The sequence below is a fragment of the Phytohabitans aurantiacus genome, from assembly GCF_027923225.1.
Lineage (GTDB): Bacteria > Actinomycetota > Actinomycetes > Mycobacteriales > Micromonosporaceae > Phytohabitans > Phytohabitans aurantiacus.
Window position 1 is genome coordinate 75,023 of sequence record NZ_BSDI01000016.1, and the last position, 24,271, is coordinate 99,293.

The following is a 24,271-nucleotide window of genomic DNA, read 5'->3' on the forward strand; positions in this document are numbered from 1 at the left end:
GATGGTCACCCAGACGATCACCTGGATCACCGCGCGGGGACTCTTCGGCCGGCGCCGGTTCCTGCTGCTCCTGCCGTTGCCGCTGCTCGTGATCGGGCTCGCGGTGCTCAGCCGGGGCTTCGGGGTCGCGCCCGAGCACTGGGGCGAGCCGGTGCTGGTGGGCCTCGGGCTGGCCGTGGTGCTGCCCGTGATCGCCCTGATCGCCGGCACCGGGGTGCTCGGCTCCGAGATCGACGACGGCACGATCGTGCACATCCTCACCAAGCCGCTGCCGCGCTCGCAGATCGTCCTGCCGAAGCTGGCCGTGGCGACGGCGGCCACCGCGGTGTCCGTCGCGGTGCCGCTGTACGTGGCCGGGGTGCTCGCCGACTCCGTCGGTCTCGGCTTGGCGCTGGCCGCCGCTGGCACGGTGGGCGCGCTGGCGTACTCCGCGCTCTTCCTGGCCCTCAGCCTGGTGACACGGCGGCCGGTGCTGCTCGGGCTGGTCTACGTGCTGGTGTGGGAGGGCCTGCTCGGCAACTTCGTGTCCGGCACGCGCGTCCTGTCGATCCAGCAGTACGTGATCACGATCGCTGACAAGATCGCGCCCACGCCCCTGCTGGAGGCGAAGGTGTCGCTGCCGGTGGCGCTGGTGATGTCGGCCCTGTTTACGGTCGGCTTCACCGCGCTGGCGATCGACCGACTCCGCTCCTTCTCGGTGGCCGGCGAAACCAGCTGACCCACCCGTCAGCCGGTGTTGCGCATGCCTGCCGCGATGCCGTTGACCGTGGTCAGCAGAGCGCGCTCCACGGCGGTGCCATCGCCGGGGGCGCGCCTCGCGCCGGGTGCCGTGGCCACCGCTCGGCTCGCGGCGCCCGAGTCGCGGTACTGCCGCAGCAGCGCCACCTGCAGATGGTGCAGCGGTTCAAGGTAGGTGTCGCGGACGGCCAGCGTGCGACGCAGTACCGGCTGCGCGTCGAGCAGCTCGGTCTCTCCCGTGATCGCCAGCACCTCGCGGACGGTCAACGCGTACTCCGCCTCGATCTTGTCGAAGATCGGCTGGAGCTCCGGCGAGACCAGGGTCTGCACGTACCGCCGCGCGATGCTCAGGTCGGTCTTGAAGAGCATCATCTCCACATTGGACAGGAACGTGCGGAAGAACTGCCAGTTGGTGTGCATCTCGGCCAGTACGTCGGACAGGCCGGCCTCGCGAGCGGCGGCGAGACCGCTGCCGACGCCGTACCAGCCGGGCACGATCTGCCGTGACTGGGTCCAGCCGAACACCCACGGGATGGCCCGCAGGCCGCCCAGCCCGGCGCCGGTGTTGGGGCGCTTGGCCGGCCGCGAGCCGATGTTGAGCGCGCCGAGCAGCTCGGTCGGGGTGGACGCCCAGAAGTACGTCGGAAGTTGCGGGTCTTCGATCAGCTCCCGGTATGCCCGGAAGGCGGCCGCCGAGGTGGTGTCCATCGCCGAGTCCCAGCGCGCGAGCGAATCGGTGGAGACCCGTGACCTGGTGTGCAGCAGGGTGGCCTGGAGCACCGCCGCCACGGTCAGCTCCAGGTTTTCCCGAGCCAGCGCCGGCAGCGTGTACTTGTCGGAGATGACCTCGCCCTGCTCGGTGACCTTGATGGCACCGTCGAGCGTGTTGTAGGGCTGAGCGAGGACCGCCTCGTGCGTGGGGCCACCGCCGCGCCCGACGGTGCCGCCGCGCCCGTGGAAGAGCCGCAGCCGCACCCCGTGCCGGGCGGCGGCGTCACGCAGCGACCGCTGGGCCCGGTGGATCGACCACTGCGACGTGGTGATGCCGGCTTCCTTGTTGGAGTCGGAGTACCCGAGCATGACCTCTTGCACGTCGCCGCGGGCGGCCACGATCGCCCGGTAGGCCGGCAGGGACAGCATCTCGTCGAGCAGCTCGCCACCGGCGTCGAGCTCGGCGGGTGTCTCCAGGAGCGGCACGAAACCGATGCGCGCGCGGTGTCCGTGCACGTCGATCAGACCGGCCTCGCGTGCCAGTACAGCCGCCGCCAGCACGTCATCGACGCCGAGCGTCATCGAGATGATGTAGGACTCGACGACCTCCGGGCCGAACCGCTCCTGCGCCTCGCGGATCGTGCCGAACACGTCGAAGGTGCGCCGGGCGGCGTCGGTGAGCGGCGTGTCGGGGCTGGACAGCGGCCGCCGGCCGGTCAGCTCGTCGCTCAGCAGCTTGGTGCGCTCGGCGCGGCTGAGGCTGGCGTAGTCGGCGACCTCGCCGATGCGGGCGTACATCTCAGCCAGCACCGTGTGGTGCGCCTCGGCATGCTCGCGGACGTCCATCGTGGCCAGGTGCAGGCCGAACGCGGCGACGGTGCGGATCGCGGAGGCCAGCCGGCCCACGGCGGTGAGCTGGCCGGAGTTGCGGGCGAGCGAGGCACGCATCAGCTCGAGGTCGGCGAGCAGCTCGTCGGAGCCGCGGTAGTCACGCCCGGGCTCGTGCGCGGTGCCTTGGCGCAGCCGGAGCCGGGTGTTGGCCAGCTTGGCCTTGATGCAGCGGGCCTTGAGCCGGTACGGCTCCTCGGCGTTGGTGCGGCGGAACCGCTTCGGCACCTCGGGCAGCGCGTCGAGGTCCTTGGCGAGGCTGGCCGACAGGTCGAGCGACACCCCGCGCAGCCGCCGGGACACCGAGATCTCGTTGATCAGCGCGTCGAGCGCCGCTTCGGTGGCCTGGATGCCGTGCTCGTGCTGGATCATGAGAACGTCTCTGGTCACGCGGGGCGTGACGAACGGGTTGCCGTCGCGGTCGCCACCGATCCAGGTGCCGAACGTCATCGGGCGGGCCGTCGGGGCGGTCTCCACGCCGAGGGTGCGCAGCGTGTCGGCGAGATCGCCGAGCACCTGCGGCGCCGCGTCGCTGTACAGGTCGCGCAGGTAGTAGACCGCGTTGCGCGCCTCGTCGGTCGGGTCTGGCCGGTCGAGGCGCAGCTCGTCGGTCTGCCACAGCAGGTCGATCAGCTCGGCGAGGCGCCGCTCGGTCTGCGGGGACTCGCTGGCCCCGTACAGGATCGCGGCCGCGGTCTCGGCGTCGAGCTCGTCGGCGACCGCGCGCAGCTTCGAGAGGATCGAGCGGCGGGCCGCCTCGGTCGGGTGCGCCGTGAAGACGGGCCGGACCGCGAGCCGGCGCGCGGCGGCGGCGATCTCGTCGGCGGGCACGCCCCGCTCGGCGATCAGCTTGGCCGCCTGGTCCAGCCATCCGCCCTGGCTGGCGCGCTGCCGGCGCAGCTCTCGGGCGCGGTGCACCTGCTCGGTGATGTTGGCGAGGTGGAAGTAGGTGGAGAAGGCGCGGGCCAGCTTGGTGCCGGTGGTGATGTCCATCGCGGAGAGCCGGTCGGCCGCCCCTTCCGCGTCCGTGCGCACGAGCGCGCGGATCTCCTCGACCAGGTCGAGCAGCGGCGGGCCTTCCTGGCGGGCGAGGGTCTGCCCGAGAAGTGTGCCGAGCCGGCGGATGTCGGCACGAAGAGCCGCATCGGGACCGTCGTGGTCGGGCTTGTCGGTCACCATGCGCTCCTTACGGGAGTACTGCGCTACGGGAGTTGCTGCGCTCCTTGACGCGCGTACGAAGGACGGCGCTGTCCGACACCCTTGGATGTTACCGAGACCACGTTGCGTGCAGGTCGAACTGGTGAGTCATGTCTCAAAGGCAGGCGAGAAGGTCGGCGGGATAGGCTGAAGGAGCAACCCCCCGTCCTCGCTGGGCGCGGGGGCCTCGACGTGCGCCCAAAGGGGTTATCCCATGAAGCTCACCGGTCTGCTCTCCGCCGCCCTCTCCGATCCCGCCCTCGCGCGGGTGCGCGATCGCGCGCGGGCCGGCGGGGCCGCGGCGGACGGGTTGGATCTCACCGCCCCGCCGGCGCTCCGGCCGTTCGTGGTGGCTGCCGTAGCGGCCGAGAGTGAGGGAGCCGGCCGGCCGGTACTCGCCGTCACCGCCACGACCAGGGAAGCCGACGACCTCGCGGAGGCGCTGGGCAGCCTGCTCCCCGCCGACCAGGTCGCGGTCTTCCACGCCTGGGAGACGCTGCCGCACGAGCGCCTGTCGCCGCGGTCCGACACGGTGGGGCGGCGGCTGGCGGTACTGCGGCGGCTCGCGCACCCGGAGGGCGCTCCCGTGCGCGTGGTGGTGGCGCCGGTGCGCTCGGTCCTCCAGCCGCAGCTGCGCGGGCTCGGCGATCTCGAACCGGTGGAGCTGCGCCGGGGTGGAGAGGCCGAGCTGGAAGACGTGGCCCGCAAGCTGTCCGGCATGGCGTACGCGCGGGTCGATCTGGTGACGAAGCGTGGCGAGTTCGCGGTGCGGGGCGGCATCCTCGACGTGTTCCCGCCCACCGACGAGCACCCGTCACGCGTCGAGTTCTGGGGCGACGAGGTCGAGGAGATCCGCACGTTCGCGGTGGCCGACCAGCGCACCATCGACGCGGTCGACCACCTCTGGGCGCCGCCGTGCCGCGAGCTGCTGCTGACCCCCGACGTGCGCCGGAAGGCAGCCGAGCTGGCCGAGGAGCATCCCGAGCTGATCGAGATCCTCGACAAGCTGGCCGAGGGCATCCCGGTCGAGGGCATGGAGTCGCTCGCACCCGCGCTGCTCGGCCCGGAGTCGCTGGAGACGCTGCTGCACTGCATGCCGATACAGACCCACGTGCTGCTCTGCGACCCCGAGCGCATCCGGACCCGGGCGCACGACCTCGTGCGCACCTCCGAGGAGTTCCTGGAAGCGAGCTGGGCCGCGGCCGCCGTCGGGGGCCAGGCCCCGATCGACCTGGGGGCCGCCGCCTTCAAAACCTTGGCAGAGGTACGGTCGACCGCCACCGACCTGGGCATGCCCTGGTGGTCCGTGGCGCCGTTCGGGCTCGACGCCGCTGAGCCGGCGGCCCCGGAGGCGGCGCCGTGGGAAGACCCGCTGCCCGAGGTGACGGTCACGCCCGACCTGGGCGAGACGATCGCGCTGGCCGCGCAGGCGGTGCCGCTCTATCACGGCGAGACCGCCCGGGTGGTCGACGACCTCAAGCGCTGGTCCGGCGACGGCTGGTCAGTGGCGCTGGTCTTCGAGGGGCACGGACCGGCGCAGCGGGCCGTCGAGGTGCTGCACGACGCCGGTCTGGGCGCCGCCCTCGTGGAGACCGTGGAGAAGCCGCCTACGCCCGGCCAGATCGTCGTGTCGTGCGGTGCGCTCAACCACGGCTTCGTCGACGAGACGTCGCGTCTCGCGTTGATCACGGGCAACGACATCACCGGCGGGCGGGGCGCCTCGACCCGCGACATGCGCAAGATGCCCAGCCGCCGGCGCAACACGATCGACCCGCTGGAGCTGCGCGCGGGCGACCACGTGGTGCACGAGCAGCACGGCATCGGCCGGTACGTGGAGCTGGTGCAGCGCACGGTCAACGGCGCCTCCCGCGAGTACCTGGTGATCGAGTACGCGGCGTCGAAGCGGGGCCAGCCGGGCGACCGGCTCTTCGTACCGACCGACCAGCTCGACCAGCTGTCCCGCTACGTCGGCGGGGAGAATCCGGCGCTGCACAAGATGGGCGGCGCCGAGTGGCAGAAGGCGAAGGCGCGGGCTCGCAAGGCGGTACGCGAGATCGCGGCCCAGCTCATCCAGCTGTACGCGGCCCGCAAGGCGTCCAAGGGACACGCATTCGGCCCTGACACGCCGTGGCAGCGGGAGCTGGAAGACGCCTTCCCGTACACCGAGACGCCCGATCAGCTCGCGGCGATCGAAGAGGTCAAGCAGGACATGGAGCAGCCCACGCCCATGGACCGGCTGATCTGCGGTGACGTGGGGTACGGCAAGACGGAGATCGCGGTACGGGCCGCTTTCAAGGCGGTGCAGGACGGCAAGCAGGTGGCGGTGCTGGTGCCGACCACGCTGCTCGCCCAGCAGCACTACAACACGTTCTCCGAGCGGATGGGCCAGTTCCCGCTGGAGATCCGGCAGCTGTCCCGCTTCCAGACGCCGAAGGAGACCGAGCAGACGCTCGCCAAGGCGGCCGACGGCAGCGCCGACATCGTGATCGGTACGCACCGGCTGCTCCAGACCGCCACCCGGTTCAAGCAGCTGGGCATGGTCATCGTCGACGAGGAGCAGCGCTTCGGCGTGGAGCACAAGGAGTACCTGAAGCAGCTCCGCACCGCCGTCGACGTGCTGACGATGTCGGCTACCCCGATCCCGCGAACGCTGGAGATGGCGATCACGGGTATCCGGGAGATGTCGACGATCGCGACCCCTCCGGAGGAGCGGCACCCGGTGCTGACCTTCGTCGGGGCGTACGACGACAAGCAGGTCTCCGCCGCGATCCACCGCGAGTTGCTGCGCGACGGCCAGGTCTTCTATCTGCACAACCGGGTCGAGTCGATCGATCGGGCGGCCCGCCGCATCCGCGAGCTGGTGCCGGAGGCGCGGGTCGCGGTGGCGCACGGCCAGATGGGCGAAGACGCCCTGGAGAAGGTCATGGTCGGCTTCTGGGAGAAGGAGTACGACGTCCTGGTCTGCACGACGATCGTGGAGTCGGGCATCGACATCCCGAACGCCAACACGCTCATCGTCGAGCGGGCCGACCTGCTGGGCCTCGCGCAGCTGCACCAGATCCGGGGCCGGGTCGGGCGCGGGCGGGAGCGGGCGTACGCCTACTTCCTCTACCCGCGCGACAAGCCGCTCACCGAGCACGCGCACGAGCGGCTGGCCACGATCGCCCAGCACACCGAGTTGGGCGCCGGCATGTACGTGGCGATGAAAGACCTGGAGATCCGGGGCGCCGGCAACCTGCTGGGCGGTGAGCAGTCCGGCCACATCGAGGGCGTGGGCTTCGACCTGTACGTGCGGATGGTCGGCGAGGCGGTGCAGCAGTTCAAGGGCGAGCGGCCGGCCGAGGAGGAGCCAGACGTCAAGATCGACCTCCCGGTCGACGCGCACCTGCCCCACGACTACGTCGGCGTCGAGCGGCTGCGCCTGGAGATGTACCGCAAGCTCGCCTCCGCCCGCTCGGAGGCCGAGCTGAAAGAGGCCGTCGCGGAGATGCGCGACCGGTACGGCGAGCCGCCGGAGCAGGTGTCCAACCTGGTGGCGGTGGCCCGGTTCCGGCTGCTGGCGCGCGCATACGGGCTCACCGACGTGTCCGTGCAGGGCAAGCACGTGCGGTTCGCCCCGCTGGCCCTGCCCGACTCGAAGCAGCTGCGGCTCAAGCGGTACCACCCGGACGCGGTCTACAAGCTCGCCACCGACCAGGTCAGCGTCCCGAGGCCGACGACCCGCCGGATCGGCGGCGAGCCCCTGCGCGACCAGGCGCTGTTGGACTGGTGCGCCCAGCTCCTGAAGGATCTGCTGGGCGACCCCGTGCCCGCCGCCGCCAGCGGGGCATGAGAGAGTGGCCGCCATGCGTGCTCGTCGGTTGGCATCCATCGCTGTCGTCGCGTGCCTGGGCCTCGGTGTTCTCACCGGGTGCCAGGTGGAGAGCGGCAAGGCGGCGATCATTGGCGGGACCTCGTTCACCGACGACCAGGTGACCGAGATCTATGAGGGCGCGCAGCAGGCGAGCGCCGCCGAGCCGACGCCGTCCGCGAGCCCGGGTCCGGCCGCCGCTCCGTTGGTCAGCCGCCAGAAGGTCGTCGACCTGCTGGTCAGCCTGGAGCTGGGCCGGCGGATCGTCGAGGAGAAGAAGTTCCCCGCCCCGGAGCAGGCCACCAACCCGGAGGAGATCGCCGCCGCGCTCGGCGCGCCGCCGCAGAGCGAGTACGTCAAGCTCTGGGCCGCCTGGCTCGACGTGCAGAACACGATCGTGGAGCACACCCCGCGCGTCGGCCTGACCGACGAGGGGATCATGCAGGTCTACGAGGCGCTGGTGCGTTCCAACGCCATCCAGGGCGGCATGAACATCACGCAGGTGCGCGAGGCGTTCGGCGCGGCGATCTTCGCGGAGGCCGCCACGCTCGTGAGCACCTCGCTGGGTGCCGAGGTCGAAAAGGTCGACGCCGAGATCAACCCGAAGTACCAGCCGCTCGGCGCCCCGCTCGCGGTCAACACCCAGCAGGGCCCGGTCTTCTACTCGCTGCCCTATGTCTCGTCCGACATGGTGACCGACGTTTCTCTCTAGCGGAGTCGGGTCGCTATGACCGCTCGGGTCGTACTCCTCGTCACGTCACCCCGTCTCCCAGCCGGGCTGTTGACGGCGGCCGCCTGGGATCTGGTACGCGAAAATCAGGTCTTCGCGGCCGCGGAGAGCGAGCAGGTCGCGGCCGTGCGCGCCGCGGGCGTCGAGGTCTCGATCGGTGGTGTCGACGCGTTGCTGGCGGCGGCCCGCGAGCGCGGCACCGCTGTCTGGCTGGCCGGCCCGGCCGGCGATCAGGAGTTGGCCCGCACCCTGGGCATGCGGATCGCGCGCGAGCCGGGGTTGGCCGAGTTGGAGCTGATGTACGGCTCCTGGGACCCGCCCGGCGCGCGGCTGCTCGACGCGGTGAGCGCGATGGACCGGCTGCTGTCGCCCGGGGGCGACCCGTGGAAGCGGCAGCAGACGCACGCGACGCTGGCCCAGTTCATGCTGGAGGAGGCGTACGAGGCGTACGACGCGATCGCAGCCGGTGACCTGGCGGCGCTGCGCGAGGAACTGGGCGACGTGCTGCTCCAGGTGGTGCTGCACGCCCGGCTGGCCGAGGAGCTTCCGGACGGCGAGCGGTGGACGGTCGACGACGTCGCCGGCGACCTGGTCGAGAAGCTGGTGCGGCGCAACCCGCACGTGTTCGCGGGCGTCACCGTGTCCAGCATCGAGGAGATCACCGAGAACTGGGAGCGGATCAAGCGGGCCGAGAAGGCGCGCGGGTCGGCGGTCGAGGGGATCGTGCTTGCCCAGCCGGCGCTGGCACTCGCCGCGAAGCTCCTCGAACGCGTGGAGCGCGCCGGCCTCGACGTGCCCGCGCCCGCTCAGCCGTCCACTGTGGAGAACGAGGGCGAGTTGGGTGCCGCGTTGTTCGCGCTGGTCGCGGCGGCCCGTGGCCGTGGGCTCGACGCCGAGGCGGCGCTGCGCCGGGCGGCCCTGGAGTTCGCCGACGCGGTGCGGGCCGCCGAAGCCTGACCGGTCAGGCCGACACCGAGCCCCACGGCGACGACGAGCACGCCGAGCGCCTGACCCACCTCGGGCAGCCGCCCCGCCTGGATCGTGGCGGTCACCAGGGTCGCGATCGGCATCACGCCGACGATCATCCCGGCCCGCTCGACGCCCAGGCGCTGCAAGCCGGTGAACCACGCCACGAACGCCACCACGGTCATCCCCACAGCCAGGTACGCCAGCGTGGCCGCCTCGGTACCCGTGGGCATCCGCAACCGGGAGATCTCGCCGGCTGGCACGGCGGCGAGCAGCAGCAGCGGTACGGCGAGCGCGCAGCTGTAGCCCGCCACGCGTACCGCGCCGAGGCGGGGCAGGACGGCGGCGGCGAGCATCGAGAAGAGGATCTCGCCGGCCAGGGCGCCCAGCGAGGCGAGCAGCCCGATCATGTCGGCGCGCCCGGTGCCCTGTACCAGCGCGGTGCCCGCCACGACCACCGCGGCGGCGACCACGATCCGTCCCGCCGGCCGGCCGCCGCGCATCAGCGGGGCCAGCAGGGCGATGCCGAGCGGGGCGGCGCCGATGACGGTGCCGACGACGGCCGCGTCGGCGTGCGGCAGCGCGATGAGGATGAGGGCGTTGAACGCGGCCAGGCCGGTGGCCGCGAGCAGGGCGAGGATGCCCAGCTCGCGGCGGGTGGGCACGACTCGGGGGCCCCGGACCAGCGCGAAGAGGATCGCGGCCGCCACCGCGTACCGGACGGCCTGCCCGGTCATGTGCGGAAAGTCGACGATCAACTGGCTCAGGGAGACGGCGCTGCCGACGATCGCCATCCCGAAAACGCAGAGCAGGGCACCGAGTCGCATGTACCCGACGCTAGGCCCGCTTTGGCCCCACCAACAGGGCCATCACAACGCCATTTGACAGGTCCATAAATCGCGTGAGCCCGCCGAGCCGGAGGCGAGGCCAACAGGTAGAGCGCTAACGTCTTCGCATGGCGCAGTTCGTACCGGTCGCTGAGCGCATCGCCGACGCGATCCTGGAAAGCTCCCCGCTGCTCGCCTCCTACGCGGGCGACCACCGCTTCGACCACAAGCTGCCCGACCTGTCCGCCGGCGGCGTGGCGGCCGAAGTGGCCATGCTGCGCGATGCCGGCAACGCCCTGGCCGAGGTCGACGCCGACGCGCTCGACCCGCAGGATCAGGTCGACCACGCGATGCTGACCGCCATGGTCGAGCGCGGCCTCTTCGAAGCCACCGAGGTCCGGTCGCACGAGTGGGACCCGCTGGCCCACAACCCGGGCCCGCTGCTGTACGCGCTGATCGCCCGGCCCTTCGCGCCCGCCGAGGAGCGGCTGGCGAGCCTCGAAGGGCGGCTCGCCGCGATACCGGACGCGCTCGCCACCGCCCGCTCGGTGCTGCGTGACTGCCCGCGGATACACCTGGAGACGGGCGCCGGCCAGTTCGCGGGCGCCGCCGCGCTGGTACGGGACGAGCTGCCCGGCCTGCTCGCGGAGGCCCCCGGGCGGGAGGCGACCGTCGCGCCGCTCGCCGAGGCGGCGGTGAGCGCCCTGGAGGAGTTCGCGGGCTGGCTGCGTTCCAGGGTCGAGACGGCTGACCGGGATCCTCGGCTCGGCCGGCGACTGTGGGAGGCCCGGCTGTGGCACACGCTCGACACGGAGCTGCCCGCCGCGCAGGTGCTCGCCCGCGCCGAGGCCAACCTGGCCCGGATCACCGAGGAGATCAGGGAGGCGGCCGTCGCCCTGGTCGGGGGCCCAGCGACGGACGAGACGGTACGCCAAGCACTCGGCATCCTCAGCGCCGAACACCCCGACGACGCCACGATCGTCGACCTCGCCAAGGTCACGCTCGGCGAGGCGACCGAGTTCGTCCGCGAGCACGATCTCGTGACGCTCGTCGACGACCCGTGCGAGATCATGGAGATGCCCGAGTTCGCGCGCGGGGTGGCGGTGGCGTACTGCGACCCACCCGGCCCGCTGGAGACCGCGGACGTGCCGACGTTCTACTGCATCGCGCCCGCCCCGGCGGACTGGCCGGCAGAGCGCGTGGAGTCGTTCTACCGCGAGTACAACGATCACATGATCCGCAACCTCACGGTGCACGAGGCGATGCCGGGCCACTTCCTGCAGCTCGCCCACTCCCGCCGGTACCGGGGCGCCACCCGGGTACGGGCACTCGGCCACTCTGGCCCGTTCGTCGAGGGCTGGGCGGTCTACACCGAGGAGCTGATGACCTCGCTGGGGTTCGGCGGGCTGGCGATCAAGCTGCAGCAGCTCAAGATGCAGCTCCGCATGACGATCAACGCGATACTCGACCAGCTCGTCCACTGCGAAGGGCTGGCCGAGGCAGACGCGATGGCGCTGATGACCGGCAAGGGCTTCCAGGAGGAAGGCGAGGCGGCCGGCAAGTGGCGCCGGGCGCTGCTCACGTCGACCCAGCTCTCCACGTACTTCGTGGGCTACACCGAGGTCGCCGAGATCGCCGCCGCACGCCCCACCGGTGTCTCCCTCCGGGAGTGGCACGACGCCATGCTCGCGCACGGCTCCCCGCCCCCGCGCCACCTACGCGCGCTGCTTGAGAGCGGCGTCTATTAGCCAGCGGGAGATCGAGTACGCCGGCGGCAGCTCCGCCGGCAGGGCGTCCAGGGGGAACCACCGCGCCTGCGTCAGCTCGCGCCCGTCGATCACCGGCTCGGCATGCGGGTCGGCGCACTCGGCGGTGAACCCGGCCAGCACCACACCCGGCCCGGACATCGCCCACGGCTGGCTGCCGAAGTAGGTCAGCTCGCCGAGCTCCAGCCCGACCTCCTCGCGCACCTCCCGGTGCACCGCCTGCTCCAGCGACTCGCCCGCCTCCAGGAAGCCGGCGACCAGCGCCCACAGCTCCGTCGGCCCGTACGAGTGCCGCACCAGCAGCAGCTCGTCGCCCCGGCGGATCGCGACGAGCACGGCGGGGGAGAGCTGCATCGGCACGTACAGCTCGCAAGCGGGGCAGCGCCGGGCGTGCTCGCCTGGCACGTCGTCGAGCTTCGTGGTGCAGGCGCCGCAGTACTGGTGGGTGCGCCGCCACGTGATCACCTGGAGTGCCCTGCCGGCCAGGGAGGCGAGCGGCTCGCCCAGGTCACCGGCGAGGGCTGGCCAGCTTCGCCACTGGCCCACGTCACCGCGTTCACCGGCGGCTGCCCACACCGTCACGCCGTCCAGGGTGCCCAGGACCACGTGGTCGAGGCCCTCGGGCAGGTCGCGGACGCGGGGAAAGCCACCGTCGGGCATGCGCATGAGTCTGCGGCCGTCTACGACGAGGCAGAAGTCGTCCGGCGCGGGCGGGGCGTCAGCCACGGCGCCCGGCACGAACAACGGGCTCACTTCGCGCCGGCGCGCTGGTCGACGATCGTGGCGCCGGTGGGTACGGCGAAGGCGTCTGCGTCCACGGCGTCACGGTACCGGGTCAGCGCGATGTCGACCGCTGAGCCGTTGACCACACCCGCGAAGCTGCCGAGCACGCCTTCGGTGGTGATACAGGCGTTGAACTTCGAGGCTGCCGCGTTCTGTACCCGCTCCACCTCGACGCAGGTCGCGTGCCGGCCGGCGACGGTCGTGTCGCTCTGCTCGATGATCGCGTCGGTGTCGAGCGCGGCGGCGGTCAGCAGGCCGATCACCACCGTCGGCGCGACGAGGCCCTGCGCGCCCGCGTTTTCGAAGAGCGTCACCGCCGGCTTGTTGGCCGGCGTGGGCGGTGCGGTCATCGTGCACGTGGTCCCACCCGAGGCGGTGTGACACTCGGTGGTGGCCTCCGCGGTGACGGTGACCTTGCCGTTCGGATACACATAGGCCGACCGCAGCGGCTGCTGTGCCTGCGCGATGGTCGCGGCGCGACCGCCGGTGAGCTGGTAGTCGGCGGAGTAGGTGAGCTCGCCGGAGCCGTCCAGCCGGCTCGCCAGGTCGTTGACCAGGCTGGCTCTGTCGATCACCTGCCCGGCGTCGTCCATCGACTGGCACCCGCCCGTGAGGACGGTCACGACAACGAGCGCCAAGAGTGGGCGGGCGAAGGACATGACGGCCAGCCTCCTCGATCAGGTCCGGCCGGCGCAAGCCGGATCTGTCCGTCCGGATACGCTCTGCAAGCGGAGAAGGCGAACTGTCGGCCGCAGCGCGGCGGCCTGTGAAAGATCAAGACGAGGAGCGTCACAGTGGCCACCATTGAGGGAATCGTCGCCCGGGAGATTCTCGACTCGCGCGGCAACCCGACCGTCGAGGTCGAGGTCGGGCTGGACGACGGCACGGTCGCCCGTGCCGCGGTGCCGTCCGGCGCGTCCACGGGCGCGTTCGAGGCGATCGAGCTGCGCGACGGCGACGCTGACCGGTACGGCGGCAAGGGCGTCGAGAAGGCCGTCAGCAACATCGAAGACCGGATCGTGGACCAGCTGATCGGGTACGAGGCGAGCGAGCAGCGCCTGATCGACCAGAAGATGTTGGACATCGACGGCACATCCGACAAGTCGGGCCTCGGTGCCAACGCGATCCTCGGCGTGTCGCTCGCCGTGTCGAAGGCGGCCGCCGGCAGCGCCGAGCTGAGCCTGTTCCGGTACCTGGGCGGCCCCAACGCGCACCTGCTGCCGGTGCCGATGATGAACATCCTCAACGGTGGGGCCCACGCCGACTCCAACGTCGACGTGCAGGAGTTCATGGTCGCCCCGATCGGCGCGCCGACCTTCCGCGAGGCGCTGCGGTCCGGTGCCGAGGTCTACCACGCGCTCAAGTCGGTACTGAAGAAGAAGGGCCTGTCCACCGGCCTCGGTGACGAGGGCGGCTTCGCGCCGAACCTGCCCACCAACGCCGCCGCGCTCGACCTGATCGGCGAGGCGGTCGAAAAGGCCGGGTACCGCCTGGGCGTCGACATCGTGCTCGCGCTCGACGTGGCCGCGACCGAGTTCTACAAGGACGGCTCGTACGTCTTCGAGGGCGCCGCCAAGTCGTCCGACGAGATGATCAACTACTACAGCAAGCTGGCCGAGGCGTACCCGATCGTCTCCATCGAAGACCCGCTCGCCGAGGACGACTGGGCGGGCTGGAGCGCGTTCACCGCCGCGGTGGGCGACAAGATCCAGATCGTCGGCGACGACCTCTTCGTCACCAACCCGGAGCGCATCGCCCGGGGCATCGCCGAAAAGGCCGCCAACGCGGTACTGGTCAAGGTCAACCAGATCGGCTCGCTCACCGAGACGTTCGACGCGGTCGACCTCGCGCACCGGTCCGGCTTCAAGTGCATGATGAGCCACCGTTCCGGCGAGACCGAAGACACCACGATCGCCGACCTGGCGGTGGCCACCGGCTGCGGCCAGATCAAGACCGGTGCGCCCGCGCGCTCCGACCGGGTGGCCAAGTACAACCAGCTGCTCCGGATCGAGGAGGAGCTGGGCGACGCGGCGCGCTACGCGGGTGCCGGTGCCTTCCCGAGGTACCGTTCGGCTAGCTGACCAAGCGCTTCTGGGGAGGAGGGCGGCACCACATGACACAGCGGCTCACGCCGAGCGGGCAGCGCCCCGCACGGCGTTCCCGCGGTGCCGCCCCCCGACGCCCCGCGATCGCCCGAGAGCAGCGTGACCAGCGCGGTCAGGCGAGCCGAGACGCCAGCGACTCCGGGCGGTCGGCCAACCGGCCAGCGGCCGCCCGGCGCGCACCGGTGCGGCGCACCAGCGCGCCACAGCCGCGCCGCTTCACCGGGCGGGCCACCGTGCTCCTCGTGGTGCTCATCGCGCTCGCCCTCGGCTACACGTACCCGGTGCGCGTGTACCTGACGCAGCAGTCCGACATCGCTCGCATGGAGGCCGCGCAAGAGACCCAGCGCCGGCGGATCGGCGAACTGAGCGAGCAGGCCGCGCTGTGGCGCGACGAGGAGTACATCAAGATCCAGGCACGGAAGCGGTTCTACATGGTCTATCCGGGCGAGACGCCCCTGGTGGTGCTCAGCGACCCCGAGGGCGCGGCGCGCGACGCCGGCATCGACCCCAAGGCGGGCAAGGGCGCCAAGCCCGACCCCTGGTACGACACGCTGTGGTCGAGCATCCAGGCGGCCAACAACGCGGGGTCGCGGCCTTGACGGTACCCCCACCGGAGCGTGAGCCTGCGACGCAGGCCGACCTCGACGCGGTGGCCGCGCAGCTCGGACGGACGCCGCGCGGCACGCGAGCGGTGGCCCACCGCTGCCCCTGCGGCCTGCCTGATGTCGTCGAGACCACGCCGCGCCTCGCCGACGGCACGCCCTTCCCGACGCTCTTCTACCTGACTTGCCCCCGCGCGACCGCGGCGTGCTCGCGCCTGGAGTCCGCCGGCCTGATGAAGGAGATGGCCGAGCGGCTCGCGGCGGATCCAGAGCTGGCCGAGCAGTACCGCGCCGCCCACGAGGACTACCTCGCGCGGCGCGACAAGATCGGGCAGGTGCCGGAGATCGAGGGCGTGTCGGCGGGCGGCATGCCTGGACGGGTCAAGTGCCTGCACGTGCACCTGGCTCACTCGCTGGCCGTGGGCCCGGGCGTCAACCCGTTCGGAGACGAGACGGCCGAGCTCATCGCGCCCTGGTGGTCGGACGGGCCATGCGTGACGTCGTGATCCGGCGCGCCCGCACGACCGACGTGCGGCGCATCCGCGAGCTGATCGACATGTACACCGGCGGGCGCCGGATGCTCAGCAAGGCCACCGTGACGCTGTACGAGGACGTGCAGGAGTTCTGGGTGGCGGCCAGGGTGTCCGACGACGTGGTCGTGGGCTGCGGCGCGCTGCACGTGATGTGGGAAGACCTCGCCGAGATCCGCACGGTGGCCGTCGACCCCTCCTGCCGCGGCCTGAAGATCGGCCAGCGGATCGTCTCGGAGCTGATCGGGGTGGCCCGCGACGTGGGCGTGTCCCGGGTGTTCGTGCTGACGTTCGAGACCGGGTTCTTCGGGTCCTTCGGTTTCAAGGAGATCGACGGCGCGCCGGTGCCGCATCCGGTGTACGAGCAGCTGCTGCGCTCGTACGACGAGGGTGTCGCCGAGTTCCTCGACCTGGAGCGGGTGAAGCCGAACACTCTCGGTAACACCCGGATGCTGCTGCACTTGTAGGGTTGCGGCCATGAAGAGGGTGGCGGCGATCGACTGCGGGACCAACTCGATCCGGCTCCTGATCGCTTCGCCAGGGCCCGACGGGCTCGTCGACATCGTCCGCCGGATGGAGATCGTGCGGCTCGGCCAGGGCGTCGACCGCACGGGGCGGCTCGCGCCGGAGGCCCTGGAACGCACCCGGGTGGCGCTGGCGTCGTACGCGGCGCAGATCGCCGAGCACGAGGCGTCGCGGGTGCGGATGGTCGCCACGTCGGCGACGCGCGACGCGTCCAACGCCGACGAGTTCCGGGTCATGGTCAAGGAGACGCTCGGCGTCGAGCCCGAGGTCGTGACCGGCGACGAGGAGGCCAGGCTCTCCTTCACCGGGGCGGTACGCGGCCTGTCCGCCGAGGCGCCCTATCTCGTGGTCGACATCGGCGGCGGCTCCACGGAGTTCGTGGTCGGCGCATCCACAGTGGACTCGGCCATCTCCGTCGACATCGGCTGCGTCCGGATGACCGAGCGGCACCTGCACACCGACCCGCCCGGTTCGGCGGAGGTCACCGCGGCGACGGCCGACATCACGGCGGCGGTCGACCGGGCGCTCGCCGCGGTCGACGGGGGCCGAGCGGCGACCCTGGTCGGGCTGGCCGGCTCGGTGACGACGGTGGCGGCGATCGCCCTGGGCCTGACCTCGTACCAGCCGGAGCGCATCCACCACGCCCGCATCTCGTACGACGACGTGGCGGCGGTGACCGCCCGCATGCTCGAATCGACGACTGAGCAGCGCTTGGCGATCCCGGTGATGCACCCGGGCCGAGCCGACGTGTTCGCGGCGGGCGCCCTGATCCTCCGCACCATCATGGACCGCTCGGGCATGTCGTCCGTGGTGGCCAGCGAACACGACATCCTAGACGGCATAGCCTGGTCCATCACCTCGTGATCAGGGCGTCCCTGAAGTCGTTAGGGCGACTTGAGGGACGCTCTGATCACTGAGGGAACTGTTAGTGCGTGCGGCGGAGGTCGGCCCTTGATTGTTCGCGGGGGTCGGATTCGTCTCGCGACCACCACCAGGCATAGCTGATCGCGCCTGGTTGGGGGAGCTCCAGCACGATGCGGGCCACTAGGGGGCCCTCGTACGCGGTGAACTCGCCCGGACCGGTCTCGCTGAAGCGCACCACGCCCGGCAGCTCCAGGCAGGCAACGTGCAGCTCCAGCCGTCCGCCCTCGCCGGCGACCAGGACAGTGTGCTCGACGTGCTGGAGGCCGTTGCGGTCGTTGGTGGCCTCGTAGTCGAGGGTCACGGCGCGCCCGCGCACGACCGTAGCCACCGCCATCCGCGCGACGAACGGTCCGCTCTCCGGGCCGTCGCCGCGTCCCCGGTACACGCCCGCGGCGCTGGCGAGGCGCCCGAGCACATCTTCCTTGGCACGCACGGCGACACAGTATCCGCACGCGGCTACGACACCCTGCGCCGCGTGCGCGCCGCCGGATTCCGACGCCCTCTGCCACTGGGTGACCACCGCCAGCTACTGGGGTGGCGGGGGTTGACCAGGGCCGCTACGGTCGCGCAGGTCAACCGCTGAAAGAAACCTGGGAGAGGACCCAAGTCGTGACGAACCAGCCACCCCAGTACCCGGGCGCTGCGCCGCAGCCGCAGCCATCGGACCAGGGCTGGGGAGCGGCCCCGCCGCCTCCACCGCACACCGAGGGCTTCGGCCCGGCCGGTGCGCCACTGCCGCCGTCTCTCCAGCCGCCGAAGAAGAGCGGCGCCGGCAAGAAGATCCTCGGCATCGTCGGCGGTCTCGTCGTGGCGCTGGTCGTGGCGGGCGGCCTCGCGTTCGCGCGCGGTGCGCTGCAGGAGGACAAGACGGCCGAGGCCAAGCAGGGGGACTGCATCGCCGACCTGCCGGACGTCAAGGAGGGCGAGGAGGCCGAGGCCAACAACGCCAAGCCGGTGACGTGCGGCACGGCCGAGGCGAAGTACACCGTGGTCGGTCGCGTCGACAACCTGACCGCCGCGCAGGCATCCTCCGACGGGGTGTGCCAGCCGTTCGTGGCGCAGGGCGCCGAGATGATCTTCTACAGCATCCCGCCCGCGGGTAAGGGCTACGTGCTCTGCCTCAAGCCCACCTGATATACCGCAAAAACGGCGGCGCAGCGTACACCAGGCAACAACGAGGTGTACGCCACGCCGTCGTCTGCTTTCCCCCCGCGTGACGGCGTGACACGCTACCGGCACGCAACGACGCCACTGTGCGACCAGCCAACGATGACTGACCGACAGGAGGACGGCATATGGGGGAAATGGTTAGCTATCGCAGCAACGGGGGGACCAGCGAGGGGTATCTCGCCGTTCCGACCTCGGGTAGCGACCAGACGGTCCCGGCCGTTGTCGTGATCCAGGAGTACTGGGGACTCGTGCCCCACATCAAGGCGCTCGCCGATCGGTTCGCCGATGCCGGCTTCGTGGCGCTCGCTCCTGACCTCTACCACGGCCTGCACACGACCGAGCCGGACGAGGCGGGCAAGCTGCTCATGGGCCTCGCGATGGATCAGGCGGCCAAAGACATCGCGGGAGCCGCCGCCTACCTGACCGAGCGGCCGGAGGTGACCGGCAAGGTCGGCGCGGTCGGGTTCTGTGCGGGCGGCAGCCTGGCCCTGTGGTCGGCGACGCTGTCGGACCAGATCGTGGCGGCCGTCGGCTTCTATCCGAAGCTGCCCTGGGAGCGGATGCGTCCCGAGTGGACCGGATACGCGGGCAAGTCCGCGGTGATCCACTGCTCCGAGGCGGACGGCACGTCGGCTGACGAGGGCGTGCAGGTCGCCCGTCGCTCGATCGAGGCAGCCGGCGGTGAGTGCGTCCTCTACGACTACCCCGGCACCAAGCACGCGTTCTTCAACGACGACCGCCCCGAGGTCTTCGATCGGGACTCGGCCGCCAGCGCATGGGCCCGTACCCTCGTGCACTTCCGTGCCAAGCTCCGCTGATCCGCGTACCGCTGACGAAGTGGCCGCCCGCGCCGAGCGGGCGGCCGATCTGCCCGACCTCGACGGCGCCATTGCCGGTTGTTTCGCCTGCCCCCGGCTGGTCGCGTGGCGGGAGGAGGTCGGGCGGGTCAAGCGGGCGTCGTTCCGCGACCAGGAGTACTGGACGCGCCCGGTGCCCGGATTCGGTGTAGTCGGCGCGCGCCTCGCGATCCTGGGGCTGGCGCCGGCGGCCCACGGCGGCAACCGCACCGGCCGGATCTTCACCGGTGACCGCTCGGGCGACGTGCTCTTCGCCGCGCTGCACCGGGCCAGCCTCGCCAACCAGCCGACGAGCGTATGGCGCGACGACGGCCTGGCACTGCGAGACACGCGGATCTTCTCGGCGGTGCGCTGCGCGCCACCCGACAACAAGCCCACGCCGGTGGAGCGCGACACCTGCGCACCGTGGTTGCACCGCGAGCTCGCGCTGATCAAGCCCGCGCTGCGGGTCGTCGTGGCGCTGGGTGCGTTCGCCTGGTCGGCATGGTGGCCGGCGATGACCGCCGTCTACGGGGTCCGGCCGCCGGTGCCGCGTCCCCCGTTCGGGCACGGCGCGCGATGGACGGGCAACGGCACACCAACTGTGATGGGGTGTTATCACGTCAGTCAGCAGAACACCTTTACCGGACGGCTCACACCCGCGATGCTGGACGAGGTGTTCGCTGAAGCGAAGTTACTAGCGGGGATCGACTGAAGGTGCCGGTACGGTTAATGGTGCATCCATTAGCCTGACATTTCGGACAAAACGCCAAAGATGGTTTTCGGGTTCTTGCGGAGATGGTGGCCCCTGGCCGGGGTCGCCGTTTTGCTCACGCTGGCCGCGGTCGCGGCTGCCCATTCGTCGGTGCGATTGGGCCGGGTCGAGTCGCCGGCCGGCCCCGCGCCGTCGCTGGAGGAGCCCGAACGCATCCGGGTCGAGCCCAGCGAAACGGCCGAACCCTTCGCCGCGGCGTCCGTTACCGTGCCGTCCTGGCTCGTCAAGCTCGTCGTGGCGATCGGCATCGTGCTCCTGGCCGTACTCATCGGCATGATGGTCTGGGTGCTGGCGCGTGACCTGGTCAAGAAGCGACGCATGCGCGCCATGCCCGCGCGCCGGGCGCGGCCCGGTCAGACCAGCGCGCAGGACGTCGTCGCGGCGCTCGACGCCGGGCTGGTCGACCTCTCCGACGCCGACAGCGACCCGCGCCGCGCGGTGATCGCCTGCTGGCTGCGGCTGGAGCAGGCGGCCGCCGCCGCGGGTACGCCCAGACAGGCCACCGACACGCCGACCGACCTGGTCACCCGCCTGCTCGCCGGCCACCACATCAGCGCCGACGTGCTGGCCCGCTTCGCCGACGTGTACCGGGAGGCCCGGTACGCCACGCACACCGTCGACGAGCGGATGCGCACCCAGGCTCGCGAGGCGCTCCAGCGGCTGCGCGCCGAGCTGACCGCGGGAGCCGTCCATGAGTGACGCCAGCACCAGCATCGACGACCTGCTCCGCCACGACGACGAGCCACCGCCCAAGCCGGAACGCGAGGTCAGCGGCCTCGGCTGGTGGGTACGCACGGCGTTCGTGGCGACCGGGCTCGCGGCGGTCGCGGTCTTCGCGTTCCGGCTGTTCGGATACGGCCTGTCGATCCCGCTCGCGCTCGGTACCTTCATGGCGCTGCTCGTCCTGCGCCGCGCGGTCGCGCTGGTCGCGGCGCCGGCGGCCGTCAAGGTCTTCGTCCGGCGGCCAGCCGGCGAAGAAGACGGCAACTACAACTGGGCGGCAGGCGAAGACGGCCTGAACGCGGCGGTGCGCCGGTGGGAAAACCGGCTCGCCTGGGCCGACCGCGAGCCCGATCGGTTCGTCCGCTCGCCGCAGCCCAAGCTGGCGCAGATCGTCGACGAGCGGCTCCGGCAACGGCACGGCTTCACGACCACCAGTGACCCTATGCGCGCGCGTGCGCTGCTCGGTGATCCACTATGGACGCTGCTCACCAAGCCGCCCAAGCGCACCCCCCATTTCCGCGACCTGACGGCAATCGTCTCGCACCTGGAGAAGCTATGAAGGACGTCGAACCAGTACCGGTCTACGAGGTAGGCCGCCTCGCTCATGCCGTCCTCGACACGGTAGGCACCGTGGTGGTCGGCAAGCGTGGCGCGCTGGAGCTGGTGCTGTCCGGCATCCTCGCTGGCGGCCACGTGCTGCTCGAAGACCTGCCCGGCCTGGGCAAGACGCTGACCGCACGGTCGTTCGCGCAGGCGCTCGGGCTCGACTTCCGGCGGCTCCAGTTCACACCCGACCTGCTGCCGGCCGACGTCACCGGCTCGTTCTTGTACGACCAGCGCAGTTCCGACTTCACGTTCCGGGCCGGCCCGGTCTTCACCAACCTGCTGCTGGCCGACGAGATCAACCGGACGCCACCGAAGACCCAGGCGGCCCTGCTCGAAGCCATGCAGGAAAAGCAGGTCTCCGTCGAAGGCGTCACCTACCGGCTCGACGCACCCTTCCACGTGCTCGCCACCGCCAACCCGATCGAGTACGAGGGCACGTACCCGCTGCCCGAGGCCCAGCTCGACCGGTTCATGCTGCGCGTCTCCTTCGGGTACCCGGCGCAGGACGAGGAGTGGGAGGTGCTGCGCCGCCGGATGTCCCGCCGCCAGGAAGAGGCCGACCTCCAGCCGGTGGTCGACCCCGGCACGCTCCGCGGCATGCAGGCGGCGCTGGAGAACATCGCCGTCGAAGACTCCATCGGCCGGTACATCGTCGAGCTGACCGCCGCCACCCGCAGTCACGCCTCGGTACTTGTCGGCGCCTCGCCCCGTGGCTCGCTCGCGCTGCTGCTGCTCGCCCGGGCGCGTGCCGCCCTCGCCGGCCGCGACTACGTGATCCCCGAAGACGTCAAAGACGTCGCGGCACCCGCGCTGGCGCACCGGATCACACTGCGGCCGGAGATGTGGCTGCGCCGGGTCGACCCGTCCTTCGTGGTCGCCGAGGTACTGGAAAACGTGCCCGCCCCGGCCAGCGGCGCGATGCCCACGTACGCGGGTGAGGGCTACGGAACGCCGCCGCCGCGCGGCAACCGGGTCACCCAACCGCTCCAGGTCGGCAACCGCGACGGGTCACCGCCCGCATGAGCATGCGCTTGGTGGCGGCTGCGGGAGCCGGCGCATGACCACTCTGCGGTCCGCGGTGCCGGTGGATGACGACGTCGCCGCGGTTGACGCCGGTCCCATCGGCCCCGACTGGGTGCCCACCAAGGCGCTCGGGCGGGCCGTGCTGCTCACGGGACTGCTGCTGATCGCAGGGGTCGTGTTAGGCCGCGTCGACCTGGTCGTACTGGCGATCCCGTTCGCGCTCGGCACCGCCTTCGCGCTGCGCCGCCGGCCCAACGAGCGGCCCCGCATCGCGATCACCGCGGACGACGCCCAGCTCGCCGAGGGCGACGGCGTGTCGGCGGCGGTCGTCATCGGCAATGCGACCCCGGTGGCGTACGACGTCGTGGTGGTTCGCGCGCAGACGCCGCGCTGGCTGCGCATCGAGAAGGCCGACCGGCCGTACGTGCGGACCCTGGCCAGTGACGCCGTCGACGACATCCCGCTGGAGGGCCCGGCGGTGCGTTGGGGCCGCCACCGGCTCGGTCCGGCGGTCGCGCAGGCGGTGGCCTGCGACGGGCTGCTGGCGAGCCGGCTGTCGGTCGCCGACCCGTACGACGTCAAGGTGTACCCGGTCACCGAGCCCTTCGACGCCGACGAGGCGATGCCCCGTGCGGCTGGCCTGGTGGGCGGCCACCGGTCGCGGCGCCCGGGCGAGGGCGGCGAACTGGCCGGCGTACGCGTCTTCGCCCCCGGCGACCGGCTGCGCCGCATCGACTGGCGGGTGTCGCTGCGCGCCCGCCAGCTCCACGTGGCGGCCACCCTGTCCGACCGCGACGCCGAGGTCGTACTGCTGCTCGACGTGCTCGCCGAGGCCGGGCGCTCGGGCGGCATCGGGGGCACCGCGTCGGTACTGGACACGACCGTCCGGGCGGCTGCCGCGATCTCCGAGCACTACCTGCACCGCGGCGATCGAGTCTCGCTGCTGGAGTACGGCACGTCCGCCCGCCGGCTGCGCCCCGCCACCGGCAGGCGGCAATATCTGACAGTGCTGGAGTGGCTGCTCGACGTCCGCGCCGAGCCGTCGCCGTACGAGCCGTACGACCAGGTCTTCGGCCCGCACCTGCTCTCCTCGAACGCGCTCGTCGTCGTGCTGACCCCGCTGGTCGACGGGCGCTCAGCGGCCATGCTCGCCCGGCTGGCCCGCGGCGGCCGTTTCGTGGTCGCGGTCGACACGCTGCCCACCGGGGCGGTGCCGTCGCGCCGCAGCAACTGGACCGACGTGGCGTACGGGCTGTGGCGGCTTGAGCGCGACAACACGATCGGCCAGCTCCGCGAGCACGGGGTCCCCGTGGTGCGCTGGGCCGGTGCGGGCAGTCTCGACCTCGTGCTCCGCGACGTGGCCCGGCTGGCGTCGGCACCGAAGGCGGTACTGCGATGAACGCGGCGATCACGCGGTTCGTCACGCTCGTCAGCCGCATGACGTTCGCGCCGATGCTGGTGCGCGCGATGCTGCTCGGTTGCGCCATGGCGGCGTTCGTGACCGCGTTCTCGCCGGAGATGCTCACCGGGTACATGCTCGGCCTCCTGACCCTCCAGGCCGGCCTGGCGGCCGTGCTGCCGCGCAGTCCCTGGGTCACGATCGCGCTGCTCATCGCCGTGGGCGGCTGGGGCGTCTCGACGATCTGGTACGACGAGCCGATCGCGCTGTGGCGGCTGGTGGGCCTGGCGACGCTCCTGTACCTGACGCACAGCCTCGCCGCGCTCGCGTCCTCGCTGCCGTACGACGCCATCGTCGCGCCCGAGGTGCTTTTCCGATGGATGTCCCGGGCGCTCGCCGTGGCGCTCGGCTCCGCGGTGCTCGCCGTGCTCGTCCTGGGCGGCGCCGACCTGGGCGGTGACCGGCCGTTCCTCCTGGCGGCGCTCGCGGGCCTCGCGGTCGCGGTGGGCGCCTCGGCCCTGCTGTCGTGGCTCCTGCGCCGTTCTTGATCACTGCGAGCGTCACCGGCGTCACAGCTGGGCGCATCGACACTGTGTG

At 71.6% G+C, this 24,271-nt stretch carries 21 protein-coding genes and 2 pseudogenes; 18 read left to right on the forward strand and 5 right to left on the reverse strand.

Features of this window, described 5'->3' with window-relative positions:
• The first annotated feature begins 1 nt into the window (after window position 1).
• Complete coding sequence (locus QMG73_RS18490; protein ID WP_281897236.1) at window positions 2–718, forward strand: ABC transporter permease subunit; 717 nt, start codon at window positions 2–4, stop codon at window positions 716–718.
• Between the two features lie 8 nt (window positions 719–726).
• Here the strand turns inward: QMG73_RS18490 and ppc are convergent, their stop codons facing one another.
• A complete protein-coding gene (gene ppc / locus QMG73_RS18495; RefSeq protein ID WP_281897238.1) occupies window positions 727–3,513 on the reverse strand; it encodes a phosphoenolpyruvate carboxylase in 2,787 nt (928 codons plus the stop codon).
• Window positions 3,514–3,748: 235 nt separating this feature from the next.
• On the opposite strand from ppc, the gene mfd reads away from it, so the two are divergent.
• Genes mfd through QMG73_RS18510 form a run of 3 tightly spaced genes read left to right on the forward strand, consistent with a single transcriptional unit; the run spans window position 3,749 to window position 9,071 of the window.
• Window positions 3,749–7,366, forward strand: coding sequence for a transcription-repair coupling factor (mfd, locus tag QMG73_RS18500; protein ID WP_281897240.1), 3,618 nt, complete (start codon window positions 3,749–3,751; stop codon window positions 7,364–7,366).
• A 13-nt stretch (window positions 7,367–7,379) separates the two neighbouring features.
• Complete coding sequence (locus QMG73_RS18505; RefSeq protein ID WP_281897242.1) at window positions 7,380–8,096, forward strand: hypothetical protein; 717 nt, start codon at window positions 7,380–7,382, stop codon at window positions 8,094–8,096.
• Between the two features lie 15 nt (window positions 8,097–8,111).
• A complete protein-coding gene (locus QMG73_RS18510; RefSeq protein WP_281897244.1) occupies window positions 8,112–9,071 on the forward strand; it encodes a nucleoside triphosphate pyrophosphohydrolase in 960 nt (319 codons plus the stop codon).
• 29 nt (window positions 9,072–9,100) lie between these two features.
• Here the strand turns inward: QMG73_RS18510 and QMG73_RS18515 are convergent.
• Window positions 9,101–9,907, reverse strand: a pseudogene (locus QMG73_RS18515) (DMT family transporter); the annotation flags it as partial.
• Window positions 9,908–10,035: 128 nt separating this feature from the next.
• On the opposite strand from QMG73_RS18515, the gene QMG73_RS18520 reads away from it, so the two are divergent.
• The gene (locus QMG73_RS18520; RefSeq protein ID WP_281897246.1) at window positions 10,036–11,655 is read left to right on the forward strand and encodes a DUF885 domain-containing protein; all 1,620 of its coding nucleotides are present in this window, start codon (window positions 10,036–10,038) and stop codon (window positions 11,653–11,655) included.
• Here QMG73_RS18520 and nudC read toward each other — a convergent pair.
• Window positions 11,623–12,426, reverse strand: a complete 804-nt coding sequence (gene nudC / locus QMG73_RS18525; RefSeq protein WP_281897248.1) for an NAD(+) diphosphatase — start codon at window positions 12,424–12,426, stop codon at window positions 11,623–11,625. The two genes, QMG73_RS18520 and nudC, sit on opposite strands and share 33 nt — an antisense overlap.
• Window positions 12,423–13,115 (reverse strand): hypothetical protein, encoded by a 693-nt coding sequence (locus tag QMG73_RS18530; RefSeq protein ID WP_281897250.1) that lies wholly within the window; start codon window positions 13,113–13,115, stop codon window positions 12,423–12,425. The genes nudC and QMG73_RS18530 overlap by 4 nt, the downstream gene beginning before the upstream one ends.
• A 135-nt stretch (window positions 13,116–13,250) precedes the next feature.
• On the opposite strand from QMG73_RS18530, the gene eno reads away from it, so the two are divergent.
• Genes eno through QMG73_RS18555 form a run of 5 tightly spaced genes read left to right on the forward strand, consistent with a single transcriptional unit; the run spans window position 13,251 to window position 17,082 of the window.
• A complete protein-coding gene (gene eno / locus QMG73_RS18535) occupies window positions 13,251–14,537 on the forward strand; it encodes a phosphopyruvate hydratase (RefSeq protein WP_281897252.1) in 1,287 nt (428 codons plus the stop codon).
• Window positions 14,538–14,569: 32 nt separating this feature from the next.
• Window positions 14,570–15,160, forward strand: a complete 591-nt coding sequence (locus QMG73_RS18540) for an FtsB family cell division protein (protein WP_281897254.1) — start codon at window positions 14,570–14,572, stop codon at window positions 15,158–15,160.
• Entirely contained in the window at window positions 15,115–15,669 is a 555-nt protein-coding gene (locus QMG73_RS18545; RefSeq protein ID WP_281897256.1) for a DUF501 domain-containing protein, read from the forward strand. Before QMG73_RS18540 ends, QMG73_RS18545 begins: the two co-directional genes overlap by 46 nt.
• On the forward strand, window positions 15,654–16,160 hold the full coding sequence (locus tag QMG73_RS18550; protein ID WP_281897258.1) for an amino-acid N-acetyltransferase: 507 nt from the start codon (window positions 15,654–15,656) through the stop codon (window positions 16,158–16,160). Before QMG73_RS18545 ends, QMG73_RS18550 begins: the two co-directional genes overlap by 16 nt.
• A 19-nt stretch (window positions 16,161–16,179) precedes the next feature.
• Window positions 16,180–17,082 (forward strand): Ppx/GppA phosphatase family protein, encoded by a 903-nt coding sequence (locus QMG73_RS18555; RefSeq protein WP_281897341.1) that lies wholly within the window; start codon window positions 16,180–16,182, stop codon window positions 17,080–17,082.
• Between the two features lie 61 nt (window positions 17,083–17,143).
• On the opposite strand, the gene QMG73_RS18560 is transcribed toward QMG73_RS18555, so the two are convergent.
• Window positions 17,144–17,575, reverse strand: a complete 432-nt coding sequence (locus QMG73_RS18560; protein WP_281897259.1) for a hypothetical protein — start codon at window positions 17,573–17,575, stop codon at window positions 17,144–17,146.
• A gap of 176 nt (window positions 17,576–17,751) precedes the next feature.
• Here QMG73_RS18560 and QMG73_RS18565 point away from each other — a divergent pair, with 176 nt between their 5' ends.
• From QMG73_RS18565 to QMG73_RS18600, 8 genes and pseudogenes are all read left to right on the forward strand, one after another.
• Window positions 17,752–18,276: an LppU/SCO3897 family protein gene (locus tag QMG73_RS18565; protein WP_281897261.1), complete on the forward strand. Its 525-nt coding sequence runs from the start codon at window positions 17,752–17,754 to the stop codon at window positions 18,274–18,276.
• Between the two features lie 161 nt (window positions 18,277–18,437).
• Window positions 18,438–19,130, forward strand: coding sequence for a dienelactone hydrolase family protein (locus QMG73_RS18570; protein WP_281897263.1), 693 nt, complete (start codon window positions 18,438–18,440; stop codon window positions 19,128–19,130).
• Window positions 19,131–19,149: 19 nt separating this feature from the next.
• Window positions 19,150–19,863, forward strand: coding sequence for a uracil-DNA glycosylase (locus QMG73_RS18575; RefSeq protein WP_281897344.1), 714 nt, complete (start codon window positions 19,150–19,152; stop codon window positions 19,861–19,863).
• Between the two features lie 60 nt (window positions 19,864–19,923).
• Window positions 19,924–20,622, forward strand: a complete 699-nt coding sequence (locus QMG73_RS18580) for a DUF4129 domain-containing protein (RefSeq protein WP_281897266.1) — start codon at window positions 19,924–19,926, stop codon at window positions 20,620–20,622.
• Complete coding sequence (locus QMG73_RS18585) at window positions 20,615–21,205, forward strand: hypothetical protein (protein WP_281897268.1); 591 nt, start codon at window positions 20,615–20,617, stop codon at window positions 21,203–21,205. Before QMG73_RS18580 ends, QMG73_RS18585 begins: the two co-directional genes overlap by 8 nt.
• Window positions 21,202–22,185, forward strand: a pseudogene (locus QMG73_RS18590) (AAA family ATPase); the annotation flags it as partial. The gene QMG73_RS18585 and the pseudogene QMG73_RS18590, both read left to right, overlap by 4 nt.
• Window positions 22,186–22,309: 124 nt before the next feature.
• Entirely contained in the window at window positions 22,310–23,674 is a 1,365-nt protein-coding gene (locus QMG73_RS18595) for a DUF58 domain-containing protein (RefSeq protein ID WP_281897270.1), read from the forward strand.
• Window positions 23,671–24,222: a hypothetical protein gene (locus QMG73_RS18600; protein ID WP_281897271.1), complete on the forward strand. Its 552-nt coding sequence runs from the start codon at window positions 23,671–23,673 to the stop codon at window positions 24,220–24,222. The genes QMG73_RS18595 and QMG73_RS18600 overlap by 4 nt, the downstream gene beginning before the upstream one ends.
• Window positions 24,223–24,271 lie beyond the last annotated feature (49 nt).